The sequence below is a fragment of the Clostridiales bacterium genome, assembly GCA_017569285.1.
Classification (GTDB): Bacteria; Bacillota; Clostridia; order Christensenellales; family Aristaeellaceae; genus Aristaeella.
Window position 1 is genome coordinate 1346485 of sequence record CP069419.1, and the last position, 23993, is coordinate 1370477.

Here is a 23993-nt window from a genome sequence, read left to right on the forward strand (position 1 = left end):
TATTCATGCGGACCCTGCTTCCGGGCAGCGTTCCATGAAAGAAAAGGAGGTCAATCGATTATGAAGAAATTGACTGCACTGCTTCTGCTGGTGATCATGGTTTTCACCGCCTGCGCGCCCCTGGCCGCCGCGGAAACCGCCATCGAGCCGGATATGAAGCTGAAAGTTTCCAAGCCCGCTTTTACCGCCAACAATCCCGTCATCGACGGAGTGGACCCGGTGACCGGCCTGCCCACCAACGGGGAAGCCTATACGCCGATCCTGCAGGTGCTGGACGGATCTGAAATCGCCTATCCGCACTGGGGTGTGGAATCCGCCAGCGCGATCTTCCAGGTGCCGAACCAGGGCACCGGCAACAACAAGCTGCTGGCCCTGTACACCACCGAATTCCCGGAAAAAGCCGGCGGCAGCCGTTCCGCCCGGATGGCTTTCCTGCCCATCGCGAACATGTTCGGCGCCGTTTTCATCGCGGCCGGCGCGCCCCCGATTGATGCGGGCGACAAGCTTCCCGTCAATGTGGAATACTGGCGGCGGCAGTGGGGCATGACCACCACGTCCGGCCGGTGGTACGACATGAACGGCAACGATTCCCTGAAGGAACGTTCCAGTGAGGTTGCCGCTCCGCATAACCTGCTGGTATTCATCAGGAAGATCCATGAAAAGGCCCTTGCGGACGGCCTGCAGTTCGAGCAGCGCCCATTCCTCTTCACGGATGAACCGCTCACCCGCGGGGAAACCGCCAATGTCATCAACGCGCGGTTCTATGAGAACAACGACCACAAAACGTCCAACAAGGCTTCCAACTGTGCCTTCTACTACCAGGAGGGAATCAACTGCTACTTCCGCCAGTCCCTGATGGGCAAGGCGGAAAAGAACAACGTCGATTTCAACTATGACCGGGCAACGGAAAACATGCTGACCTTCAGCAACGTCATTGTCCTGCGGATTCCCTTCAAGAGCCAGAACGCGTACGGCACCTGGTACTCCTATACGGAGGGCAATTATACCGGCAGCGGCCAGGCCGATATCTTCCAGAGCGGCCGCTATATCAAGGGCGCCTGGTACCGGGATGAACTGATGGGCCGGCTGGTCCTCATCGACGACGAGGGGAACGAGCTGAAGCTCCAGCGCGGCAAAACCTTCTTCATTGTCAACGACAGCCGCTGCGTCATCTCCTACGAATAATCCGGCCAAAACAGCAAGCGGGCATCCATGAGGATGCCCGCTTTTCGTATCTCCCGAAGCAGTTTACGCCTGCTTCGCCAGCCGGCGCAGCAGCGGAATGACCACCCCGCCCAGGGCGTTTCCGGCCGTCATCAGCAGCAGGTATCCGGCCGCCTTCCAGCTCCACGCGGCACCCATCGTAAAGTAATACATGTTGGCGACGCAGTGCTCAAAGCCGCACAGGATAAACACGATCACGCCGAACAGGATTGCCAGGTACTTCCCCAGCTCGTGCGGGATGGTTTTGTATCCTTCCACGGCAATGTAGATCATGATATTGCAGAAAACCGCCAGGATCAGCGCGCTCAGCGGGGACTGAGCCAGCTTTGCCTCCGACGCGGCGGCGGCTTTTTCCGCAAGGGCCGGCCCCATCCGGGTCAGCGATTCCAGCAGGGCGGTGCATACCGCACCGACCAGGTTGCCGGTCCAGATCACCGGCAGCATAAGGGCGTATCCCGCGTCATTGTCCAGTACGTAACAGACCTTCCCGGTAAACAGGTTGAATCCGAACACACATACGCAGAACAGCCCGACCGAGAACAGCAGGGCTCCCACCGTTTTGTCCGCTGAAAGCAGATAAACCGTGCCGCCAAGGGAAATGCTGATTCCGGCCAGCACGCCCAGGATAAACGTTTTTCCGGTCTTCACCATACCTGTCCGCTCCTCCGTTCTTTTTCTCCCCCTGCATTATACCGGCTTTTCCCTTTTTCGCAAGATTATTTCGTTCCCGTTTGCTTTTCCCAAACCGGAATGATATAATGACGGTATGCTTCAGAGGAAAGCAAATTTAATATCGGAGGTAACGAATATGAAGTGGGTATGTCCCGTATGCGGGTATGTTCATGAAGGACCCGAACCGCCTGAAAAGTGCCCGGTATGTAAGGTTCCCGGTTCCAAATTCATCAAGCAGGAAGGCGAAATGACCTGGGCAGCCGAGCATGTGATCGGCGTCGCCAAGGATGTGCCGGAAGAGATCAAGGCCGGCCTGCGCGCCAACTTCGAAGGCGAATGCACGGAAGTCGGCATGTACCTGGCCATGGGCCGCGCCGCTGCCCGGGAAGGCTATCCGGAAATTGCCGAATACTGGAAGACCGCCGCGTTTGAGGAAGCCGAGCACGCCGCGAAGTTCGCCGAGCTGCTGGGCGAGGTCGTCTCCCCCAGCACCAAGGAAAACCTGCGCGTCCGCGTGGAAGCCGAAAACGGCGCCACCCAGGGCAAGACCGACCTGGCCAAGAAGGCCAAGGAGCTCGGTCTGGATGCCATCCACGACACCGTGCATGAAATGGCCCGCGATGAAGCCCGGCACGGCAAAGCCTTCAAAGGCCTGCTGGATCGGTATTTCAAATAACTGGAGGACATAAAAAATGTTGATTCACCTGCTGGTCTCCCTGTGCATCGGCGCCCTGTGCGGTTTCGCCGCCAACAAGATCATGAACGGCAGCTCCCAGGGCTTCCTGCGGAACGCGCTGCTGGGAATCGTCGGCGGTCTCGTCGGCGGATTCATCGGAAACCTGATCGGGATCGGCGACGGCTGGATTTCCAGCATTATCCTCGCCATCGGCGGCTCCTGCCTGGTCGTATGGCTGGTCCGGAAACTGGGCAAATAAGCACATCCGAGTACGCATCCCGGGAACCCTTCCGGCTGGAAGGGTTCCTTTTTGATTGCGTGATTCCCGGCGGATCCGGTCCCGGAGCAAAATAAAAACCTCTATTTCTCCAAAATATATATGTACCTTTTTTCATTTTGCCTGTACAATCATTTCCAGAAAAGCAGCAGAAAACGAAGCAGACAGGAGGAAGTATGAAAACCGACATGAAGAAAAGGATACCGCAGCTGATCCGGCTGGCCTTCTATGTGCTGGCGCCCCTCCTGCTCCTGGTGTTCCTGGCCCGGCCGGTCCGGAACGCCGTCCTGGCTTCGGATCCGGCCGCCTGGATGATCCTCCTGGCAGTGCTCGCCGCGGTCGGGCTGAACTGGGGCGTATATGCGGTCATCCGCCGGAAGCGTCCTTCGTTCCTGGTATTCTCCGTGGGCATATTCTGGATCCTGGTCACCGCACTCATCCAGTATACCGGTCTGCCGGGCGGCCATCCCCTGATGCCCATCCTGGCGATCGTCATCGCGGTGCTGGCGCTGGTGATCCTGCTCCTGCTGGAACGCTGGTTCACCTTCCGGCCTTCCAAACCCGCGCACGCCGCCGCCGTCGTCATCCGGGTCCTTCTGGGAATCATTGTGACCGGCATGGTTTTCCAGGTCCTGGTGGACATTGAAAACGGCATTGCGACCGTCGATACATGGATCCTGACGGGGATCATCATCGCGCTGATCGTCGCATTCTTCGCGCACCGGATCCGGGTTTCCGCCCGCCGTTCCGCGACGCGCCGCCGGGAATCCGCGCTGGTTTCCGGAAAAGTTATACAGATCATCGGGGAAACCCACCTGGACCTGGACGGCGATCCGGTTACCGAATACCTGGCCCGCGTGGAGTATGCGATTGATGAAATCCCGTATGAAGCCCGCGCGGATATCGACCTGAAAACCATCCGGAAATACGGGAAGGACGCGTTCGTCGGCCGGGCCGTCCCCGTCTACTACAATCCGGCAGATCCGGCCGAAGCGTTTGTCAACAAGCTCGATAAGCGGATGCTGCCGAAACAGCGCTGGAAGATCCTCCGGCTCCTGAAGGAACGGTTCTTCCCGGCCCGTTCGGCCGCCTGACAGGACAGATGCGAAGAAACTGAATTCAGTGCCTGAATCCCGGAACGTTTACAGCGTTCCGGGATTTTTGGTATAATGATTTGAATTTGTGATCCAACTGAAAATGCCGGACGAAGGGAGAAAAGCGATGCCGTTTGAAATTGTCCGCAATGATATCACCCGGATGCAGGTGGATGCCATCGTCAATGCCGCCAATCCTTCCCTGCTGGGCGGCGGGGGAGTGGACGGCGCGATCCACGCGGCCGCCGGACCGGAGCTGCTGGCGGAATGCCGCACCCTGAACGGCTGCCGGACCGGGCAGGCCAAAATGACCCGGGGCTACCGCCTTCCCTGCCGGTTCGTCATCCATACCGTCGGTCCCGTCTGGCGGGGCGGCACCCATGGGGAGGCCGGCCTGCTGGCCTCCTGCTACCGGGAATCGCTCCGGCTTGCGGAGGAGGCCGGCTGTGAATCCGTCGCCTTTCCGCTGATCTCCTCCGGGGTCTACGGATACCCGAAGGACCAGGCGCTGGAGGTCGCGACCGGTACCATCCGGGATTTCCTGGCGGATCATGACATGCAGGTTTTCCTGGTCATCTACGACCGGAATTCATTCGCGATCAGCCAAAAGCTGTACGCGGATATCCGGGCGTTCATTGATGACGCGTACGTCGGCCCGGATTACGAGGAAATGGAATCCCGGCGCAAATCCTGCAATATCTCATACACGGAAGCGATGCCCGCATACGGCGCCCCCGATTCCGCACCGTTGGAGAATGCCAAAGGGAAGCGGCGGTGGTCCATCCTTGCTCCGCGAAAAAAAGAAAAGGAAGCCCGGCCGAAACCGTCCATATCGTTTGAGGCGGATACCGCCGAATGCCTTTCCATGCCGGAGGACCTGAAGTCATTTGTAAGGCAAATCGACGAAGGCTTCCGGGATATGCTGCTGCGGAAAATCGACGAACGCGGGATCACCGATGCGGAATGCTATAAGCGGGCGAATATCGACCGGAAGCTGTTCAACAAGATCAAGAATGTGCCGGACTACCGGCCCGGAAAAACCACCGTGCTGGCCTTCGCCGTCGCGCTGGAGCTCCCGCTGGAGGAAACCCGGGAAATGCTGATGAAAGCCGGCTTCTCCCTGTCGCACAGCAGCAAATCCGACCTGATCGTCGAATATTTCATCCGGCACGGAAATTACGATATATACCAGATTAACGAGGCGCTTTTCGAATTCGACCAGAAGCTGCTGGGATCCCTCTCCTGAGGGACTTTCATTTGTCGCTTCCGAAGCGACCCCCGGGATTCCTCCTTCTGCTACACTCATGCTGCAGGGCGGCCCCTGCAGAAAGCGGAAGGAGGAATTTCCATGAAGAAGAATCTGACAGAAATGGTCTTCATCCTGGACCGGAGCGGCTCCATGGCCGGCCTGGAAAAGGATACCATCGGCGGTTTCAACAGCATGATCCAGCGGCAGAAAGGCGAAAATGGCGAAGCCCTGGTTTCCACGGTCCTCTTTGACAATGAAAGCGCCGTCATCCACGACCGGGTGGATATCCGGAAGGTGGAGCCGCTGACGGAGCGGCAGTATTTCGTCGGCGGATGCACCGCCCTGGTCGACGCGATCGGCGGGGCGATCCACCACATCGGCAACGTCCATAAGTATGCCCGGGAAGAGGATGTGCCGGAACACACCGTCTTCATCATCACCACGGACGGGATGGAGAATGCCTCCAACCGGTATTCCAGCGATGAGGTCAAGGCAATGGTGCAGCGGCAGAAGGAAAAGTACGGCTGGGAATTCCTGTTCCTCGGCGCCAATATCGACGCGGTGGAAACCGCCGCCCGCATGGGCATCGGGCAGGACCGGGCCGTCAATTTCCACAATGATGAAATCGGCGTAAAGCTGAATTACCAGGCGCTCAGCGAGGCGGTCTGCAGTGTCCGCCGCAGCGCGCCGCTCGGCGCGGACTGGAAAAGCTCGATTGAGAAGGATTACAAAAGCCGGAAACCCCGCCGGTAATCCGGCGGCGCGGACAGGACTGTCCGCGCTTTTTTTCGGTTTCGGATGGTAAAATGCCGTTGCGCGCCTCCTGTCCGTATGCTATAATGCCCATGAAATAACGTTTGGGACGGCGCGGGCGTTCAAGGGGACGCCGGGATGGAAACGCGCCACGGAGGGAATATGGACATTTCAAGTATTGTGTTGCTCCTGGGCGGAGTGGCGATGTTCCTCTTCGGAATGTCGCTGATGGGTGACGGTCTGAAAAAGGTCGCGGGCAATAAGCTCGAGCTGATTCTGTACCGGCTTTCCAACACACCGCTCAAGGGCATTTTGCTTGGTACGGGCGTTACCGCGGTCATTCAGTCGTCTTCCGCAACCAGCGTCATGGTGGTCGGTTTTGTCAACTCCTCCATGATGCGCCTGCGGCAGGCGATTTCCATTATCATGGGCGCAATCATCGGCACCAGCATTACCGGCTGGGTCATCTGCCTTTCCTCGGTCGGCGGGGACGGCGCTTCCGCGGCGCTGAAGCTGCTCTCCACAGAAAGCCTGAGCGCGATGATTGCCGTGGCCGGCATCCTGATCCGCATGATTTCCAAAAAGAAATCCATGCAGCATATCGCGGATATCCTGATGGGCTTTGCCGTGCTGATGTTCGGCATGCAGACCATGAGCCGCTCGGTATCCGGCCTGCGGTCCGATCCCGCGTTCACCGCGTTCCTCACCAGCTTCAGCAATCCCCTCCTGGGAATCCTGGCCGGCTTTGTGTTCACCGCGATCCTGCAGAGTGCCTCCGCCTCGGTCGGTATCCTGCAGGCGCTGTCCGCCACGGGCCTGATCTCATTTGACCAGGCGCTGCCCATCATCATGGGTATTGCGGTCGGCGCTTCCATCCCGGTGCTGATCTCCGGCGCGGGTTCTTCCCGGGACGGCCGCCGCGCGGCGTTCTCCTACCTGGTCATTGAAATCATCCGCACGATCCTGTTCGCCGCGGTGTTCTACATTCTCCACGCGTTCCTGCAGTTCTCCTTCATGAACATGACGATGAACATGTTCTCCATCGCGCTGCTGAACACCCTGTTCCGGGTTTCCACCGTGGTGGTGCTGGCGCCGTTCATTCCCCTGTTTGAGAAGCTGATGGTCCGCCTGATCCCGGACGATCCGTCGGAATCCGCCCAGACAGAGGATATGAAACGCCTGGAGGAACGCTTCCTGGCCTATCCCACCCTGGCCGTGGAACAGACCCGGCTGACCATCAACAAGATGGCCGAGCTGACCCGGCAGTCCATGCAGGATGCCATCGCCCTGCTGTCCGACTTCTCCCCGAAAAAGCTGGAGGAGGTTCGTGAACTGGAGGGAATCGTCGACCGGTATGAGGACAAAATCGGCAGCTACCTGATGCGCCTGACCGGCCAGGAAATGACTGAGACCCAGAACCGGTCCGTCAGCCAGTACCTGCGCGCCATCACCGACCTGGAGCGGATCAGCGACCACGCCCTGAACGTCGCGGAGCGGGCGGAAGAGATCTATGAGAAAAAGATCTCCTTCTCCGACAAGGGCGAAAAGGAAATGGCCAACCTGACCGAAGCCATCACCCAGATCCTGGACCTGACCATCGACAGCTTCCTGGCGGATGATACGGAAGCCGCCTACCAGGTGGAGCCCCTCGAGCAGGTCATTGACCGGATCTGCCGCCGGATGCGGGAGCGCCACACCATGCGCCTGCAGAAGGGCAAGTGCACCATCGTAAACGGCTATGTCTTCAATGACCTGGTTTCCGATTTCGAGCGGGTGTCCGACCACTGCTCCAACATCGCCATCGTGCTGGTGGAACTGGTGGACAACGCGCTGGATGTCCACGAGATGTCCGAAGTCATGCACCAGGACCATCCGCACCATTTCGAGGAGTACTTCAACAGCTTCGCCGCGAAGTACATCAAAAAGAAGGACCAGGATCTCCTGCAGGACGACGCGGAGTAAGCAGTTTTATCTTTTTAAGATAATGAATTGAATGTTTTATCTGATTACGATAATTTTTCATTGACATTCCCCGTTTTCCGGCTTATACTCAGGCCGGAAAACGTTTTTTTATGGGTTCGGATATATGGAAGGGGGTATTTTCATGGCCGGCCGTTTTTCTTCTCCGGAGTTTGACGCGGAATCCGCCCGCGCCCGGAACCTGGTGGGAGCCCGCCTGGCGGAGCTCCGCCGCAGCCGGGGAATGACGCAGGGGCAGCTGGCGGCCGCGCTGGCCCCGTTCGGCGTCCGGGTGCAGACCGCCGCCGTCAGCAAATGGGAAAAGGGGGATTCGGTCCCCAGCGCCTACCAGCTGTTTGCGCTGTGCCACGCGCTGGATTTCTCCGCTTGGGCGGACGCCTTCGGCGATCCTTCCTTCCTGCCGGATCCCGCGCTGAATCCGGAGGGGCAGGCCCTGCTGGCCGAATTCCGGAGCTGGCTGGAAAGCCGCCGCCGGTACCGGGTGCTTCCCGCGCACCCCGCCCCGCTGGTGGAGATGGACGTCAGCCTGATTCCCGCTTCCGCCGGCTTCGGCGAGGCGCTGGACAACAACGAGTTTGAGCGGGTGTCCTTTCCCTCCGCGTCCGTGCCGGAAGGGGCGGACTTCGCCGTCCGTGTCCACGGGGACAGCATGGAGCCGGTCCTGTCGGACGGGCAGTATGCCTGGATCCGGAAATGCGCCGGCCTCCGCCCCGGGGAAGTCGGCCTCTTCATCCTGGACGGGGAAGGATACATCAAGGTTTACAGCGAGCAGGATCCCGCGCCTGCCGACCGGGACGCCTTCACGGACAGCAGCGGCATCCTCCATCCCCAGCCGGTCCTGGTTTCCTGCAATGGAAACTACGCCCCGAAGCCCGTTCCCGCCGAGTCCGAATTCCGGATTGTCGGCCGGGTGCTGAATGGCTGACCCGGCCGGAAACGGGGGCGTGCGTATGCCGGACCGGTCCTGTATCTGCATTGACCTGAAATCCTTCTACGCATCGGTGGAATGCGTCGCCCGGGGACTGGATCCCCTGAAGGCCCGCCTCCTGGTGGCCGATGCCTCCCGCACGGACAAAACCATCTGCCTGGCGGTCTCCCCGGCCCTGAAGGCGATCGGCGTATCCAGCCGGCCGCGCCTTTTTGAGGCGAAGCAGGCCATCCGCCTGTATGAGGCCGCCGCCCATACCCATGTGGACTATATCACCGCCACCCCGCGGATGGCGGAATATATCCGGGTTTCCTCCGAGATCTATGCCGTCTACCGGAAGTACATTGCCGAAGAGGATATCCATGTCTACTCCATCGATGAATGCTTCCTGGATGTGACGCCCTACCTGCACCTGTACCGCGATGCGGCGCTGGCTGAAAATGTTTCCCCGGCCCGTTTCCTGGCCATGGCCATGGTCCGGGATGTGCTGAAATCCACCGGAATCACCGCAACGGTCGGGATCGGCTCCAACCTGTACCTGGCCAAGATCGCCATGGATATCGTGGCCAAAAAATCCATTCCGGACCCGGACGGCGTCCGCATCGCCGAGCTGGATGAGGAGGATTACCGGTCGCTGCTCTGGTCCCACCGCCCGCTGACGGATTTCTGGCAGGTCGGCCCGGGGACGGCCCGCCGGCTGACGACCCACGGAATGCGTACCATGGGGGATATTGCCGCGGTTTCCCAGTCCAACGAAGAGCTGCTGTACCGGCTGTTCGGTGTCAACGCGGAGCTGCTGATCGACCACGCGTGGGGCATCGAGCCGACGCGGATGAAGGATATCAAATCCTACCGGTCCGCCTCCCACAGCCTGTCCGCCGGGCAGGTACTGCCCCGCCCCTACCGGTATGATGAGGCGCTGGTGGTCTTCGGGGAAATGGCGGACGGGCTTGCCGCGGACCTGGTGGACAAACGCCTGCAGACCGCTGCCGTCACCTGGTGGGTCAGCTTTGACCCGGCCAGCCTGGAAGCCTGTCCGGACTATACCGGTCCGGTCTGCGTGGACTTTTACGGGCGCCTGCATCCGGCCCATACCGGCGGTACGATCCGCTTCCCGGTTTCCACCAGCAGTCCCCGGGAAATCCGGAATGCGGCCGCCGATTCTTTCCGCCGTCTCGTCCCGCCCATGCTGCTGGTCCGCCGGATCGGCATCTGTGCCGATGAGGTCCGGAATGAATCCACCGCCGCCCAGCTGGACCTGTTCACGGACTATACCGCCCGGGAACGGGAGCTTCACCTGCAGTATGCCATGCTGGCCCTGCGGAAGAAATACGGACGGAATATCCTCTTCAGGGGGATGAACCTGCTCGAGGGTGCCACCGCCATGGAACGGAACCGGCAGATCGGCGGCCACCGGGCATAGAAAGGAAAGGCGGCTGCCATGCGTGATTCGATCCCCAACTGGGACCTCCGGCTGATTCCCGTCTCCGGGCCGTACAGCCGGGTGCGGGCACGGGGCTGCCCGGCTCACACGGACGGCCGCTTCGCGCTTCTCCATCCGCAGATGGAGCGCGGCCGCCGCGCGAAGATTTTCGCGCCGTTTGACGCGCTGGAGGGCTTCTCGGACCGGATCCGCACCCGGGATGACACCCTGGTCCGGGCCATGGAAAAAGCCGGCCGCTGACCGGGCGCTGAAATTGCGGAAGATATGCTTGACGAACCCGATCTCCTTGTTTATGATGGATACAAACGGGGACGGGCTGCGCCCGTCCGGATAAAGGAGGTTGTTCCCATGAAGTATGAATGTCCCTGCGGTTACGTGTATGATCCCGAAGTCGGCGATCCGGAAGGCGGCATCGCTCCCGGCACAGCTTTCGAGGATATCCCGGAAGACTGGGTCTGCCCGGTCTGCGGCCTGGGCAAGGACGCGTTTACCCCTGCCTGATTCTGATCCGAGAAAAGAGGAACCTGTATGAACATCGTATGCCTGGATCTGGAAGGGGTTCTGGTCCCCGAGATCTGGATCGCGTTTTCCGAAGCCAGCGGCATCCCCGAACTGCGCCGCACCACCCGGGACGAGCCGGATTACGACAAGCTGATGCGCTGGCGCCTCGGCATCCTGCGGGAGCACGGGCTGGGGCTGAAGGATATCCAGCGCACCATCGCGACCATCGATCCCATGCCCGGCGCGAAGGATTTCCTGGATACCCTGCGTTCCGAAACCCAGGCGATCATCCTGTCCGACACCTTCACCCAGTTTGCCGCCCCGCTGATGGAAAAACTCGGCCGGCCCACCATTTTCTGCAATGAGCTGGAAGTCGGGGAAGACGGCATGATCACCGGGTACCGCATCCGGACCGCGCAGAGCAAGCTCTCCACCGTGAAAGCGCTGCAGAGCATCGGCTTCGATACCATCGCGGCCGGGGACAGCTACAACGATCTGGGTATGATCCAGGCCAGCAAGGCCGGATTCCTTTTCCGCTCCACCGAGCAGATCAAGAAGGACCATCCGGAGCTTCCGGCCTGCGAAACCTACGCGGACCTGCTCACCCTGATCCGCGGCGCGCTGTAAATCCATACAGGATACGGCTTTCTTCCCCGGGCGGCTGGGCCGCCCGGGGATTTCATGTTTTTTCTGCGGCAAGCTTGTTTTTTCTGCGGCGGGATGGTATGATGTCGTCGTCCAAAATGACGAACGGAGGTTCTGATCATGAACGAAACGTATGTTACCGGCGAAACGCTGGTTGGTGAAGTGGTCTCCCGGTATCCCGAAGCCATCGAAATCCTGCTGTCCATCGGCATGCACTGCCTGGGCTGCCCGGCTTCCCGGAATGAGTCACTGGCGGATGCCTGCGCGGTCCATGGCTTTAACGCGGAGGAAATCATCAACGCCATCAACGAGAAGATCGCGGAGAACAAGTAACACCGGAAACCAGCAAAAGCGCGCGGTTCGCATGAACCGCGCGCTTTTGATATGACCGGTTTTTCCGGCCTTCTTCCGGTGCTTCCGCACCGTCTCAGGCGAACCAGGCTTCCGGCAGGTACGCCCGCTGGTTCTCCAGCATATCGTTGAACAGGCTCTGCCCGTCACGGGGCGTGACGAAGCCCATCATGGGATCATTCATAAACGTGGTAAAGCCCAGCTTCCGGTCGCAGTGCAGCGCCGTCTTCAGCGTGTTCTCCTGGTTGTAGACATGCCGGGCAATCAGCGGCAGGATCGGGGCCGGTACCGGTCCGGCACAGACCGGTTCGATCCGGTTCAGCCCGAAGAGGGCATTGGTTTCCACCACAGCGCCCATCGGCAGGTTGGGAATCTGTCCCCGGTTGGGCACATTGACGTTGGATACCAGGTCGCCCAGTCCCAGCAGGGCCTTCAGCAGCAGGTGGCCTTCCTCACCGGAACCGGTCAGTTCAATTTCCGCCTCCCCGCTGATCAGGTCATCGGACTTCTTCAGCCGGTTCTGCAGATCCTGGACCCGCCAGTCCACCGGCGTCAGGCTGAACATCCATTCCCGTACGGTTTCCGGGTCCCGGGTATACCAGGGCGCCGTAAACTCGGCCAGGTGGCGGTCTCCCGCCGCGGCAATCGCGCCGTATTTCCGGAACAGGTCCAGCTTCACCCGCTGGGCGCACCGGAAATGATTGTTCATCCAGTTCGTGTCCCCGCCCTCGTCATAGCCGGTTTCCGCATACTTCTCCGCGAACCGGGCATACAGCGGCATCAGGTCGGTTCCGCGCCAGGAAGCGCGGGTCAGCCAGGTAAAGTGGTTGATTCCGGTCACGGTCGTATACAGCTCCTGCCGGGTAACATCCGGAATCCCCTCTTCGGTTTTCAGCATGGAGCACAGCAGCTTCTGGGTGCCGAATACCTCATGGCAGCAGCCGAACGCCTTGACCTCCGGGAACACCTCATACAGCGTCCGCACGCACAGCGACATCGGATTGGTATAATTGATCACCCACGCATCCGGCGCATAATCCCGGATCGCTTCCGCAATCTCCACATACATCGGGATGGTCCGCATCGCCCGCATAAAGCCGCCGGGGCCGACCGTATCGCCCACCGGCTGGTAGACGCCCACCCGCTCCGGCAGGTGCACGTCTGACCGCATTTCCTCAAAGGTGGCGGGCAGGATCGAGATCACCACAAAATCCACGCCGGTCAGTGCTTCCTGCAGGGAATCGCTGACTTCGTATTCCCAGCGGGAAACCGCCTTCGGATGGGCGCTGATCTTTCCGCCGATGATCCGGTTCCGTTCCGCGGCGCTGCGGTCAATATCATACAGGCGGATCGTGCCGCACATATCTCCGTCCATAGCCAGGTCCTTCATGAATCCCCATGCCCATCCGCGGGACCCGCCGCCGATATAGGCAATCTTCAGGTTTTTTGCCTTTTCCGCTCCGGTCATCTGCATATGAATTTTCTCCTTCGGTTTGATGATGCTTATTTTATCACTTCCCCATCCGCCCGGCAAGACGGCACTTTCCGGCCGGAACCGGTCATTTTCTTCCATTTTGGTCGGAACCGGCGCCGCCTTCGCCCTTTTTTCGCGGATTTGAAAAAGTGAGAAATTCGTTGATTTGCTTCGTTTTTGCGAGATTTTTATATATAATTGGCGGATCCCGCCGGTGTTTGACCTACTTTGACTTTTCCTTACTTTGACTTTCTTTGACTTTTGATTATACTATAATCAGCGTTCGGGAGAACGGGGCGGCCAGTGACCGCATGAAAGCTCTCCCCGCGGCCGGAAGGCCCCGGGGGCGGCAATGAATGGAGGGTTCATTATGAGTATTCTGCCTGCTGTTTTCGGTGAAAATATGATGGATGTGTTCAACGACTTCGACCGTGATTTCTTCCGCGGCTTTGCCCGTCCGGAGCATATGCTCTACGGCAAGAACGCCCAGCGGATGATGAAGACGGATGTGAAGGAAACAGACACCGGCTATGAGCTGGACATCGACCTGCCTGGGTTCAAGAAGGAAGAAATCCACCTGGACCTGGAAAACGGCTACCTGACCATCTCCACGGAAAAGGCCCTGGAGAACAAGGAAGAGAAGAAGGGCCGGGTCATCCGCCAGGAGCGGTATTCCGGCACCATGTCCCGCAGCTTCTATGTGGGTGAGCATGTGACGGAAGAGGACATCAAAGCGAAGTACGAAAATGGCGTGCTGAGCCTGAGCTTCCCGAAGAAGGAAGCCCCGAAGGTTCCGGAAAAGAAGACCATCCTGATCGAAGGATAACCCCTTCCGGATGCGGCCGCGCGAAAGCGCGGCCGTTTTTCTTTTGGCCCGGAATCCCGGCCGGTTGCGGATCGGAAACCATCGTTGTAAAATAGAATCCGTCAGAAACCGGAAAACGGAACGGAGGTGGTCCCGGTGCGCAGGGCCCTGATGCGGGCGGCAGTCCTGCTCCTGTGTGCCATACTGCTCCCCGCCGCAGCCGTGCGGGCGGAACAGGGGCTGTCCGCCCTTCCGATGCTGGATCATGCCTTCTCCCTGCTGGAGGAGGGGAACCCGTTCATTGCGCGGTACAACAGCGCCACCGGTGCGTCTGTCCGGGCCCGGATGCCCCTCGGCGTTCCCTATCTGTGGGGCGGCCGGACTGCCAGCCACGTTTTCGCCAAAGAGCCGGATTATGTCGTCCTGCCCGCCTGGTCCAGCAGCCCGGCCTATTACCGGAAGGGGCTGAACTACCTGTACGGCTATGACTGCTACGGCTATGTGGCCTGGGTATGGCAGGAAACCTTCGGGTATAAAATGGACACCATGGATATGATGTTCTGGGACCGGGATCACCATGTGATGGACAGTGCCTTGACGCCAGAGGCGGATTTCGCCGCCCTGAAGAAGGCGCTCCGCCCCGGGGACCTGATGCTGGTGGAGCACCCGGGACGCCATATCGGCATCTATATCGGTACGCTGCGCATGTATGGCTATACGGAGGAGGACGTTCCGGAACTGGCGGAGCTCCTGGATGAACCGCTGATCATCAACAGCACGGTCAACGCCCAGATTTCCGACCGCTTTGCGGACCTGATTGCCAACGGGCTTCCGAAATACCGGGGAACCACCGTGACGGATGGCGGCGTATGCGTCTCCCTGGTCTGCCGGGATGCGTCGGCGGTTCCGTATACCGTCCACCAGCAGAACCAGGATACCCGCTACTTCATGCTCCCGGACGGCACCTGGCTCCCGGTTTTCCTCTGGGAAACCGTGTTCCGGTACTGCTGGTACCGACCGCCGGTCCGGTAAATCCGGCACGGCCGCACGCGGCCCTCCGCCGGGCGCGGCGTTGACATCCGTTGTTTCATTCAATATAATGAAGCGATCTGTTTTTTGGGAAAGCGGGGCTTTCCCGCACAGAATAACCGATGGAGTGGAAAAATGAAGCAACGGCTCGCGCAACTGCTGTCTGTCCTGTTCCTTGTTTCGGTGTTTTCCGGAATGCCGGCCGGGGCGTCTGCGGACCGGTCCGTCCTCCTGACGTTCACCGGGGACTGTACCCTGGGCAGTGAGGAAGCGAAGCGGGTCAATGATAATTCCTTCGATTCGGTGGTCGGGCGGGAAGGTCTCTCCTACCCCTTTGAAAAAGTCCGTTTCCTGTTTGAGGCGGATGACCTGACCGTCGTCAACCTGGAGGGGGTCCTGTCGGATTCCGCCTCCGGGGAAAATACCGCGAAAACCTATCGTTTCCGCGGCCCGGCAGAATTTGTAAAAATCCTGTCCGGCGCCTCCGTGGAGGCCGCCGGGCTGGCCAACAACCACACCGGGGACTATGGAACCCGCGGCCTGGAGGATACGCAGCGCATCCTGTCCGAAGGCGGGATTGCCTGGTTCCGGGCGCGAACCCCGTACCTCCTGGAAAAGGACGGAATCCGGGTTGCCTTCTATGCGGTCAACAGCTTCCAGGAACCGACGTTCCAGAATGACCTGAACTGGCTGCGGAACGAGATCCGGCGCGTGAAGCAGGACGGGGAGGCCGATGCCGTCATCGTGCTGTTCCACAGCGGTTCCGAGTATGACGCCTGCCATACAGTCACGCAGGAAAAAATCGGAAAATCCTTCATCGACAACGGAGCAGACCTGATTATCATGCATCACCCCCATGTGGTGCAGGGCGCTGCGGTTTATGAAAACCGCACCATGCTCTACTCCCTCGGGAACTTCGTGTTCGGCGGCAACAGCGAGATCCGTACCAAGCCCTACCACACCTGGGAGGTTTCCTCCCTGTACTCGCTGATTGCGCGGGTCCGCCTGGACTTTTCCGATGACGGGGTCTTCCTGGGGCAGGCAGTTGATTTGATTCCTGCGTATACCAGCAGTGACGCGCCCCACAACAATTTCCAGCCTGTTCCGGTCTGCGGGGAAGACGCGGAGCCGGTATACCGCGCGGTGCAGTACGACACCGCCTTCCCGCTCCCGGAGCTTACGGAGGAGGATGGATACAGCGTGATCCGCCTCCCTTACCTGGATGCCGGATCACCTGTCCCGTCCCGGGACGCCAATTGATACAGAAAGTGAGATCAGTGACATTGAAACGCAAATGGTTATGGTGCTGCCTCGTGATCCTGCTGCTTTTCCCTGCGGTCGTGACGGCAGATGTCGCCTACGAGGGGAAAAGCTATCCTGAAGACGCGGAATACATCGACCTGGGGGACCTGGTGGTCCGGGATTTTGACGGACTGATCGGTTTCCTGGAGCAGATGCCGGACCTGCGCCGGGTCGATATGTGGCAGACCAAAATGGACCGGGAGCACTGTGACTTGCTGGCCTCCCGCTTCCCGGATATCCAGTGGGGATGGACGCTGGTCATCAAAAGCCCCGACCATGAGCACCTGATCCGGACCGATTATACCTCCTGGTCCACGCTCCACAACAACGCCAGCCTCCAGCACAGCAGCGCGGACTTTGAAATCCTGAAGTACTGCTGGAACCTGCTGGCGCTCGATATCGGTCACAACAATGTCACCAGCCTGGATTTCCTTTACAGCCTGCCGAACCTTCGGGTGCTGATCGTTGCCTGCAACCATGTGACGGATATCACCCCGGTCGGGTCCCTGAAGGACCTGGAATACGCCGAACTGTTCAAGAACGACATCCAGGACCTGTCCCCGCTCTCCGGGCTGTCCCACCTGCTGGATCTGAACATCTGCTTCAACCATGTGCAGGATTACACCCCGATCAAATCCCTGGCCGCGCTGAAACGCCTGTGGATGTTTGCCAGCCAGAAATACAACGTGAAACCGGATTCTGCTGTGGTGGCAGACCTGGCCGCAGCGCTTCCGGATACGGAAATCGACTATACACATTACTCCACCACCGGAACCTGGCGCTTTATCTCCGGTGAACGCCGCCACCCCCACTACGATGCCATCGTCCGGATGTTCGGCGAAGACAGCAAGCATCCCCACTACGAATATGTCCCCTTTGCGGACAGCTTCCCGCTGGAAAATGCGGAGATCGGCTACAGCGGGGCGCCCGCTGTTCCGGTTCCGGAAAATCCCGCCGATGCGGAAGCCGCGGCCGCCGCGGATGTCCGGAAGGAAGCAGAACCGCTGGTACTTCAGCAGCCCCAGGATTTTTCGGACAAAGGATACCTGCTGCCCATTGATTTCTCCGTTGGTCCGGCGCCAAAGGCCGACGGCTATACCACGCCGCTTTCCTATGAGGATTCCACCATCTCCGTGCAGGTAACCTCTGCAAATACGGGTTCCTGCGCCTACTGGTACAGCGATGTGAAAATCCGGGATGCGTCCCAGCTCCGTACAATGTCCGCCAGCCGCTCCGGCGCGTTTGACAGCGAAAACGCCGAGCTGCGGGCGGAAACCCTGTTTGACCGTTCCTCCGCGGTCGTCATGATCAGCGGGGACTTCTGGGGAAGCGCCGAGAAGCGGGGCCTCGGGTACATCGTCCGCCAGGGAGTCCTGTTCAGGGACAGCCTGGATGACGGCGGCCGCTGGGACAGCCGGCTGATGGATGTCCTGGTGATTGACGAGGACGGGGATTTCCATATCCTGGACCGTCCGGTCAAAGGATCCATCGGCGGCACGGTGGGCGGAAAGCGGATCCTGCAGGCGTTCTCCTTCGGGCCCGCCCTCGTGGAAAACGGCCAGGCGTTCACCGCCTTCGAAGGCGAGCAGAAGTGGATTGACATGTCCGCCAACGACCGGCGCCAGCGGATGTGCATCTGCCAGACTGGGCCGCTGAGCTACCGGATGGTTTGCTGCGCCGGTCCTTTCCGCGGCAATTCCGGAATGACGCTGCGGGAGTTTGCCGACCTGGTCGCTTCCCTGGGTGTGGAAACCGCCTACAACCTGGACGGCGGCGATTCCACCTCCCTGTTCTTCTACAAGGGACGGATCAACAATTACGGCAGCACCTCCCAGCGAAAGCTGCGGGATATTATCTACTTCGCGTCAGCGGAACAGTAACCGGGAGGAATCTTTGTGAATTCAGTCATCGGTTATGGAATCACCATGGCGGCAGGCCTGCTCCTGTCCGCCGTTCTTTACGTTCTCCGGGCGCGCCGGAAAGGGCTTCCGCTGTCCCGGATCCTGGCGGGGATCCCGGCCGGAATCCTCCTGGCGTATCTCTGCGCCAAACTGGTTTTCCTGGCCTTTTTCCATGTATCGGTGGAGGACCGGGGGCTCGGGATGCTGGTACGGCTGGTTCCCGGGGAATTCTCCTTTGTCAGCGGATGCGCCGGCTTCTGCCTCGGAATCGCCCTGCCCTTCATCCGGAACCGGAGCCGGATTTCCGAAGCGCTGGATGCCTGGGCTGTTCCCGGCTGCCTGATGGCCGCTTTCGCCCGGTTCGGGGAAATCTTCCTGGACCAGTCCGGCCTGGCGGAGCTGTACGATATGGGCCTTCCCGACATCGAAGAAGGGTCCCTGCTGGCCCGATTCCCCTTTGCGGTCGGGGATGACTTCGGCATGTGGTATTTCGCCGTCAGCACGCTGACCGCGATCCTTTTCCTGGTCATCGCGCTGTTTGCCCGGCTGCGGGAAAACCGCGTGCGCGGGATTCCGGAGGATGCCGGGATGACCTTTGCCTTTGCCGCGTACCTGATGGGCTGCGTCCGGTTCTTCCTGGAACTGCCCCGGATTGAAAGCCTGATCTTCTATTTTGTCCATGTGGAGCAGGTGCTGGCCGCCCTCGTCATGCTCTTCCTGACCGTCCGGATCTGCCGCCGGCGGAAAGCGCAGACCGGAAGGTTCCCCCGCTGGCCGCTGGTTTCCTTCTCCCTCTGCATCGTCGTCAACGGCCTCACCCAGTTCCTGCGGGACAAGCCTTCCAAATTCGAGCCCCTGATGCCGGAAGGCGTATACTGGTGGATCTGTGACCGCCTGTCGCCTTTCTGCTACTCCGTCTATCTGCTGACCACGCTGGTGCTGGTCGTCGGATACCTGGTACTGGACGGCCGGCTTTGTGCCGGATACCGGAAAAATAACCTGTCAGGCAGGGAGGAAACCGTATGAAAATCCGTAAAGCCATTCTCCTTCTTCTGATCCTTGTGCTGGCTTCCGGCTGCCTTGGCACGTCCGGAACGGCTGAATCCGTACCGGATCCGGAACGGGAACTGCTGCGCCTGCACCAGATCAATATCGGCAGTGCCGACGCCTACCTGCTGACCGTCGGAGACCTGGTCATCCTCGTGGACTGCGGCACCAACATCACGGTGCCGATTTCCGACAATGCGGGCAATCCCCCGCTGTTCGGCTATCTCGAGGCGTCAGGAATCGACCATGTGGATGTTCATTTTGTCACCCATTGGCACAATGACCACTGCTATAATGTGGACCGGCTGTCCGCACTGTACGGGACAGAGGACACCATTGTCTACGGTCCGTCCGCGGAGATCCTGAAAGCCCTCAGCCCCCTTCCTTTTGGTACCTACCGGCAGCTGAAGGACGGGGACCATCTGACGGTCGGCCCGCTGGATATCCTGTGTGTCAGCCCGCCTTTCAAAGAGAACCTGTCCGGGCAGAGCAACTCCCAGTCCCTGAATTTTATCGTCACCTATTACGATATCCGGATCATGTTCACCGGGGACTTCATGGACTGGTCGCTCCTCCGCCGCTGGGGAGACACCCTGGCGGATGTCGATATCCTGTCCTTCCCGCATCACGGAATCAACAACCCGATTGCCGTAACGGAACAGGTATATATGCTCGTCAATCCCCATCTGATCCTGGTGCCGGGCGGGGAACGCGGAATCGTCCGCAATTTTGCGCTGAACAAAGCTTACGCGCAGACCGATCCGGTGATTTACTGCACCAAGGACGGGAATATCCTCGTCAGCACCGACGGAACCGGCATCTGGACTGCCACGCAGGTGGAACCCGGAACCTTCCCGCTCGGGGAACCGCTTCCGCCCCGGAAAAACGTCCGGTAATCCCTTTGCCGTCAACGGCCGCATGCGGCCGTTTTTTCTTTTGCTTTCATACGGTTCCCCCGTTGCGGACTGGACGGCAGATGTTGTAAAATATGAAAAGATGCAAACAGACCGGATTTTTTCCATTTGTGGGAAAAAGGAGGATAATATGAGGAAATGGATTGCATGCCTGCTGGTAATCATGCTGGCGGCAGCCGCATTCGGTACAGTCCTGGCGGACCCGGAGAAGCCCGAATGGGAGTACAGTGCGAAAGACGCGAAAATCACAAAATACAACGGTCCCGGCGGGGATGTGGTGGTCCCGGCGGAAATCGACGGAAACCCGGTCTTTTTTATCGATGGCAGCACATTTCCTTCCAGCCGGGAGGATATCACTTCCATCACGTTCTCGAACGGGATTGAAGGCTTCTACAATGTGCTGAATACCACATACTCCCTGGAACAGATTGTCCTGCCCGACACCCTGGAAGTAATCGGCAACGGCGCACTGGGATACTGCCCGAAGCTGAAGGAAATCACTTTCCCGGCCTCCCTGCGGTTTATCAATGCCCAGCTGCTGTTCTCCATGGACAGCATGGAAACGGTCACCTTCCTGGGCGAATGCCCGGTCATCAGTGATGCGAACTCCGTGCTGTCCGGTATACCGTCCGGAGCGGTAATCCGGGTGCCGGATGACCAGGTGGATGCGTACCGTGCTGCGCTGACGGCCGTCAGCCCCGAACAGATCCAGCCGTCCGGCCGGGCCGCCGAACCGTATCATTCCCCCGATGTGGACTTTGCCTTCGATCCGGTTTCCGGCACGATTACCGGCTGCAATACCATGCGGGGCTGGATTGAGGTTCCGGCGGAAATGGACGGAGTACCCGTCCGGGCACTGGGAACGTCCAGTTTTTCCGGCTGTACAAACCTCCATGCAATCGTTCTTCCGGACAGTCTGGAGGAAATCGGGGAATACGCCTTCGGCTGGCTGAATCATCTGACCTGGACAGAGATCCCCGCTGCGGTCAGAATACTCGGCCCGAAGGCATTCCAGTACTATAAGGGATATTATCTGGACCTGCCGGAAGGACTGACTGAAATTCCTGCCTCATGTTTCACCGCGTCCCGGCTGCAGTCCATCACGCTCCCCTCTTCGGTCCGTACTGTCGGAGAAAGAGCTTTTTATAACGCCTCTCTCCGGGAGGCATACCTCCCCGCCGGTCTCGAAAGCATCGGAGACGAGGCTTTTGCAGGAACCTCCCTGGAATACCTGTATTTCGACGGAGTCTCCCTGCCAAAGCTCGGGGAAAATGTCTTTCCGGAAACGCAACTGGCCGATGTGGACCTGAACTGGCGCGCATCGAAACAGGCCATGCTGGACGCCCAGGCATACTTCGATTCCCTGGGATTCTCCGCCCGCGTCTGGCGTGCCCAGAACCCGGAAGTGAATTACCATGAAAGCCAGCTCGGCGAATACCATGACGGCCTGTTCGCCGGCTATTCCGGTACCATGGCAGCCATCCGGCCGTACGACAGCTACGACAGCGTCGAAACCACCGGCGTAGCCGACGGTGCCCTGAAGGGGAACCAGGTCGTCACGTACTTCGCGGTCTGCTATAACGACCAGGTGACTTATATCGGGAAGGAAGCCTTTGCGGACAGCATCCTGGAAAAGGCCGACCTGTTCGACTCCGTCACCGTCATCGGCGCGGAAGCATTCCGCAATTCCCGGCTGAAGGAGATCACCATCCCGGAAAGCGTCACGGAAATCGGGAGCCGCGCGTTTGCGGACTGCCCCGCGCTGGAAACCGTCACCGTGCTGTGCGATCCGGCGGTGATTCCGGCGGACGCGTTTGACGGCAGCGGCAGTATCCGGCGCGTCCGGACCGCGGATGATGACGGATCGGACAGCATTGCGCTCTGCAGCCGCCTGGGTCTGCAGATTGCGTCCCTGACGCCGACCCCCGCGCCCACCGCGACCCCGGAACCCACTCCGGAGCCCACTCCGGAGCCCACGCCGGAACCCACTCCGGAACCCACGCCGGAACCCACCCCGGCGCCGGCGGCTCCGTCGGAGGCTGCCTGGAACCGGTACGGCGGCGACTGGTATGTGCTGGAGATGGTCAGTGACGGCGAGGTCATGCGGCCTTCGGACTTCGGCGCCGTTATGGTCCTGTCCCTGAACCGGGACGGTACGGCCGCCATGACCGGTACCGGCAGTGATTCATTCGGGACCTGGACCGCGGATGATGCGGGCGTCTCCGTCATCATTGACGGCAGCCCCGTGCCCGGCACCGAAGCGGATGGCATTCTGACGATGGCGATGGGCGGGATGTCCATGACCCTGAACCGGGAGGCGCCCGCGGCGCCGTTCACCCCCGCTGAAGCGGTCCAGGCCGCGGATGTGTCCGCGTTTGCGGGCACCTGGAAGGCGGCCTGGCTGTGCGGAGACGGAATGGTGATGGCGGCGGATTCCGCGCAGGCCGTGGATTCCTGGGGAATGTTCTTCGGCTCTGCGGACCAGACTGTGACTGTATCCGGCACACACGCGGTTTACTTCGGCCATGATGAGGACTTTGCGTTTGCGAACGGCCGGCTGGAAAACCTGGCCGGACCGGTCGAAGGTCTGGAGGATACCGGTATCTTCGATAAAATCATTACCCTGCGGGCGGACGGCATGCTGTGCCTGCAGGTCATGGGCTTTGAGATCTACATGGTGCCGGACGGCAGCGCGCCGGCCGCCCCGGCTTCGGTTCCCGCCGAAGGCGGGATCGCGATGGACGTCCGGTATACCGCTGTACAGTATACGGTTGCCGGCGTGTCCCGGGATGCATCCATGCTGGGAGCAGAATATGCGGTGGTTTTCCACAGTAATGCCACAGTGGATTTCACCATGGCCGGATTTACCGTTTCGCTTCCATGGAGCCAGGACGGAACGGACTGCGTCATTGACTTCTCCGGAAATGCCATACGCTGTAAACCAAACGGCGAAGGCCTGGAAATGGATTATCTCGGAACCATGCTGCTGCAGATGAATCCGTAAGTCCCCGGCCCGCCGGGGAAGATTGCCTTCCCCCGGGGTTTCGGATATAATGGAAAGGCAAATGAACCGGCCGGATGGATTCCGGAAAAATAACGCCCCTTATTTTTCCGTTCCGGCTGTGTATTCATACGGTTCGTTCAGGTAAAATACAGACAACGGAAGAAATCCGGATTCATATCATACGGGAAAGGAGGGTTTATATGGATCCTGTAACCGGCAACCTGATTATGATCATCGGTTTTGTCATTGGCAGCGTACTGATCCTGCTGGAAGCGTTCATGCCGGGCTTTGGTGTGGCGGGAATCGCCGGTATCATCCTGGAAATCGTTGCGATTGTGATGACCGCCTCCCTGTACGGAACAACATGGGCCGTGATTGCCACATTTGCGGTCCTGCTGCTGATCGGCCTGGCGATACTCCTGTCTTACCGGAGCGCGATGAAGGGGCGGCTGAGCAAAAGCCCGCTGATTCTGAAAAACGAAGAATCCGCCCAACCCGTTTCGGATACAGCCGCCATGGCCGCATGGATTTCCCGCGAGGGCACCGTTGCCACGCCGCTCCGGCCCGCCGGTTTCATTGAAATCGATGGCGAACGGCTGAATGCGGCCACCACCGGGGACTTCCTGGAAAGGGGAGCTTCCGTCCTGGTCACCGGCGTGGAAGGAGATCACCTGGTCGTCTGCCGGAAGTAAACCGGCGGATATCCTGAATCACTGAAGGAGG

Annotated in this window: 23 protein-coding genes; 21 read left to right on the forward strand and 2 right to left on the reverse strand. The window is 59.7% G+C overall.

The genetic code is table 11. From position 1 onward, the window contains the following. Window positions 1–60 precede the first annotated feature (60 nt). Window positions 61–1185 (forward strand): DUF3048 C-terminal domain-containing protein, encoded by a 1125-nt coding sequence (locus JNO48_05815; protein QTE69414.1) that lies wholly within the window; start codon window positions 61–63, stop codon window positions 1183–1185. Between the two features lie 63 nt (window positions 1186–1248). Here JNO48_05815 and JNO48_05820 read toward each other — a convergent pair whose 3' ends face one another. Beyond that, window positions 1249–1875: a formate/nitrite transporter family protein gene (locus tag JNO48_05820; GenBank protein ID QTE69415.1), complete on the reverse strand. Its 627-nt coding sequence runs from the start codon at window positions 1873–1875 to the stop codon at window positions 1249–1251. Window positions 1876–2032: 157 nt separating this feature from the next. Here JNO48_05820 and JNO48_05825 point away from each other — a divergent pair, with 157 nt between their 5' ends. The 12 genes from JNO48_05825 (at window position 2033) to JNO48_05880 (ending at window position 11776) form a co-directional block, all read left to right on the forward strand. Beyond that, window positions 2033–2572 carry an NADH peroxidase gene (locus JNO48_05825; protein QTE69416.1) on the forward strand — a complete coding sequence of 180 codons (540 nt, stop codon included), beginning with the start codon at window positions 2033–2035 and terminating at the stop codon, window positions 2570–2572. 16 nt (window positions 2573–2588) lie between these two features. Next, a complete protein-coding gene (locus JNO48_05830) occupies window positions 2589–2831 on the forward strand; it encodes a GlsB/YeaQ/YmgE family stress response membrane protein (GenBank protein QTE69417.1) in 243 nt (80 codons plus the stop codon). A gap of 194 nt (window positions 2832–3025) precedes the next feature. Continuing rightward, a complete protein-coding gene (locus JNO48_05835; protein QTE69418.1) occupies window positions 3026–3943 on the forward strand; it encodes a hypothetical protein in 918 nt (305 codons plus the stop codon). Window positions 3944–4070: 127 nt separating this feature from the next. Continuing rightward, the gene (locus tag JNO48_05840; GenBank protein ID QTE69419.1) at window positions 4071–5189 is read left to right on the forward strand and encodes an O-acetyl-ADP-ribose deacetylase; all 1119 of its coding nucleotides are present in this window, start codon (window positions 4071–4073) and stop codon (window positions 5187–5189) included. A gap of 102 nt (window positions 5190–5291) precedes the next feature. Next, window positions 5292–5945, forward strand: a complete 654-nt coding sequence (locus JNO48_05845; protein ID QTE69420.1) for a VWA domain-containing protein — start codon at window positions 5292–5294, stop codon at window positions 5943–5945. A 162-nt stretch (window positions 5946–6107) separates the two neighbouring features. After that, window positions 6108–7907 (forward strand): Na/Pi cotransporter family protein, encoded by a 1800-nt coding sequence (locus tag JNO48_05850; protein ID QTE69421.1) that lies wholly within the window; start codon window positions 6108–6110, stop codon window positions 7905–7907. A 142-nt stretch (window positions 7908–8049) separates the two neighbouring features. Continuing rightward, the gene (locus JNO48_05855; protein ID QTE69422.1) at window positions 8050–8850 is read left to right on the forward strand and encodes a helix-turn-helix domain-containing protein; all 801 of its coding nucleotides are present in this window, start codon (window positions 8050–8052) and stop codon (window positions 8848–8850) included. Window positions 8851–8875: 25 nt separating this feature from the next. Further along, the gene (locus JNO48_05860; protein QTE69423.1) at window positions 8876–10276 is read left to right on the forward strand and encodes a DNA methylase; all 1401 of its coding nucleotides are present in this window, start codon (window positions 8876–8878) and stop codon (window positions 10274–10276) included. Between the two features lie 18 nt (window positions 10277–10294). Beyond that, on the forward strand, window positions 10295–10537 hold the full coding sequence (locus tag JNO48_05865; protein QTE69424.1) for a hypothetical protein: 243 nt from the start codon (window positions 10295–10297) through the stop codon (window positions 10535–10537). Window positions 10538–10645: 108 nt separating this feature from the next. Then, window positions 10646–10798 carry a rubredoxin gene (locus JNO48_05870; GenBank protein QTE69425.1) on the forward strand — a complete coding sequence of 51 codons (153 nt, stop codon included), beginning with the start codon at window positions 10646–10648 and terminating at the stop codon, window positions 10796–10798. A gap of 27 nt (window positions 10799–10825) precedes the next feature. After that, window positions 10826–11425 carry a bifunctional phosphoserine phosphatase/homoserine phosphotransferase ThrH gene (thrH, locus tag JNO48_05875; GenBank protein QTE69426.1) on the forward strand — a complete coding sequence of 200 codons (600 nt, stop codon included), beginning with the start codon at window positions 10826–10828 and terminating at the stop codon, window positions 11423–11425. Between the two features lie 138 nt (window positions 11426–11563). Next, window positions 11564–11776: a DUF1858 domain-containing protein gene (locus JNO48_05880; protein QTE69427.1), complete on the forward strand. Its 213-nt coding sequence runs from the start codon at window positions 11564–11566 to the stop codon at window positions 11774–11776. Between the two features lie 94 nt (window positions 11777–11870). Here JNO48_05880 and JNO48_05885 read toward each other — a convergent pair whose 3' ends face one another. Next, the gene (locus tag JNO48_05885; protein ID QTE69428.1) at window positions 11871–13268 is read right to left on the reverse strand and encodes an alpha-glucosidase/alpha-galactosidase; all 1398 of its coding nucleotides are present in this window, start codon (window positions 13266–13268) and stop codon (window positions 11871–11873) included. Window positions 13269–13638: 370 nt separating this feature from the next. Here JNO48_05885 and JNO48_05890 point away from each other — a divergent pair, with 370 nt between their 5' ends. The 8 genes from JNO48_05890 (at window position 13639) to JNO48_05925 (ending at window position 23962) form a co-directional block, all read left to right on the forward strand. Continuing rightward, the gene (locus JNO48_05890) at window positions 13639–14094 is read left to right on the forward strand and encodes an Hsp20/alpha crystallin family protein (GenBank protein ID QTE69429.1); all 456 of its coding nucleotides are present in this window, start codon (window positions 13639–13641) and stop codon (window positions 14092–14094) included. Window positions 14095–14229: 135 nt separating this feature from the next. Further along, window positions 14230–15105: a C40 family peptidase gene (locus JNO48_05895; GenBank protein ID QTE69430.1), complete on the forward strand. Its 876-nt coding sequence runs from the start codon at window positions 14230–14232 to the stop codon at window positions 15103–15105. Between the two features lie 132 nt (window positions 15106–15237). Beyond that, window positions 15238–16362, forward strand: coding sequence for a CapA family protein (locus JNO48_05900; protein QTE69431.1), 1125 nt, complete (start codon window positions 15238–15240; stop codon window positions 16360–16362). A 17-nt stretch (window positions 16363–16379) separates the two neighbouring features. Further along, window positions 16380–18284: a phosphodiester glycosidase family protein gene (locus JNO48_05905; protein ID QTE69432.1), complete on the forward strand. Its 1905-nt coding sequence runs from the start codon at window positions 16380–16382 to the stop codon at window positions 18282–18284. Window positions 18285–18299: 15 nt separating this feature from the next. After that, a complete protein-coding gene (locus JNO48_05910) occupies window positions 18300–19331 on the forward strand; it encodes a prolipoprotein diacylglyceryl transferase (GenBank protein ID QTE69433.1) in 1032 nt (343 codons plus the stop codon). After that, window positions 19328–20248: an MBL fold metallo-hydrolase gene (locus tag JNO48_05915; GenBank protein ID QTE69434.1), complete on the forward strand. Its 921-nt coding sequence runs from the start codon at window positions 19328–19330 to the stop codon at window positions 20246–20248. Before JNO48_05910 ends, JNO48_05915 begins: the two co-directional genes overlap by 4 nt. A gap of 148 nt (window positions 20249–20396) precedes the next feature. Further along, a complete protein-coding gene (locus JNO48_05920) occupies window positions 20397–23270 on the forward strand; it encodes a leucine-rich repeat domain-containing protein (GenBank protein ID QTE69435.1) in 2874 nt (957 codons plus the stop codon). Window positions 23271–23470: 200 nt separating this feature from the next. Next, window positions 23471–23962, forward strand: a complete 492-nt coding sequence (locus JNO48_05925) for a hypothetical protein (protein ID QTE69436.1) — start codon at window positions 23471–23473, stop codon at window positions 23960–23962. Window positions 23963–23993: the final 31 nt, after the last annotated feature.

Bases quoted from the DNA above. Each gene is read 5' to 3' on its own strand.
- JNO48_05815 (QTE69414.1), top strand. From the start codon at position 61: ATGAAGAAATTGACTGCACTGCTTCTGCTGGTGATCATGGTTTTCACC.
- JNO48_05820 (QTE69415.1), bottom strand. From the start codon at position 1,875: ATGGTGAAGACCGGAAAAACGTTTATCCTGGGCGTGCTGGCCGGAATC.
- JNO48_05825 (QTE69416.1), top strand. From the start codon at position 2,033: ATGAAGTGGGTATGTCCCGTATGCGGGTATGTTCATGAAGGACCCGAA.
- JNO48_05830 (QTE69417.1), top strand. From the start codon at position 2,589: ATGTTGATTCACCTGCTGGTCTCCCTGTGCATCGGCGCCCTGTGCGGT.
- JNO48_05835 (QTE69418.1), top strand. From the start codon at position 3,026: ATGAAAACCGACATGAAGAAAAGGATACCGCAGCTGATCCGGCTGGCC.
- JNO48_05840 (QTE69419.1), top strand. From the start codon at position 4,071: ATGCCGTTTGAAATTGTCCGCAATGATATCACCCGGATGCAGGTGGAT.
- JNO48_05845 (QTE69420.1), top strand. From the start codon at position 5,292: ATGAAGAAGAATCTGACAGAAATGGTCTTCATCCTGGACCGGAGCGGC.
- JNO48_05850 (QTE69421.1), top strand. From the start codon at position 6,108: ATGGACATTTCAAGTATTGTGTTGCTCCTGGGCGGAGTGGCGATGTTC.
- JNO48_05855 (QTE69422.1), top strand. From the start codon at position 8,050: ATGGCCGGCCGTTTTTCTTCTCCGGAGTTTGACGCGGAATCCGCCCGC.
- JNO48_05860 (QTE69423.1), top strand. From the start codon at position 8,876: ATGCCGGACCGGTCCTGTATCTGCATTGACCTGAAATCCTTCTACGCA.
- JNO48_05865 (QTE69424.1), top strand. From the start codon at position 10,295: ATGCGTGATTCGATCCCCAACTGGGACCTCCGGCTGATTCCCGTCTCC.
- JNO48_05870 (QTE69425.1), top strand. From the start codon at position 10,646: ATGAAGTATGAATGTCCCTGCGGTTACGTGTATGATCCCGAAGTCGGC.
- thrH (QTE69426.1), top strand. From the start codon at position 10,826: ATGAACATCGTATGCCTGGATCTGGAAGGGGTTCTGGTCCCCGAGATC.
- JNO48_05880 (QTE69427.1), top strand. From the start codon at position 11,564: ATGAACGAAACGTATGTTACCGGCGAAACGCTGGTTGGTGAAGTGGTC.
- JNO48_05885 (QTE69428.1), bottom strand. From the start codon at position 13,268: ATGCAGATGACCGGAGCGGAAAAGGCAAAAAACCTGAAGATTGCCTAT.
- JNO48_05890 (QTE69429.1), top strand. From the start codon at position 13,639: ATGAGTATTCTGCCTGCTGTTTTCGGTGAAAATATGATGGATGTGTTC.
- JNO48_05900 (QTE69431.1), top strand. From the start codon at position 15,238: ATGAAGCAACGGCTCGCGCAACTGCTGTCTGTCCTGTTCCTTGTTTCG.
- JNO48_05915 (QTE69434.1), top strand. From the start codon at position 19,328: ATGAAAATCCGTAAAGCCATTCTCCTTCTTCTGATCCTTGTGCTGGCT.
- JNO48_05920 (QTE69435.1), top strand. From the start codon at position 20,397: ATGAGGAAATGGATTGCATGCCTGCTGGTAATCATGCTGGCGGCAGCC.
- JNO48_05925 (QTE69436.1), top strand. From the start codon at position 23,471: ATGGATCCTGTAACCGGCAACCTGATTATGATCATCGGTTTTGTCATT.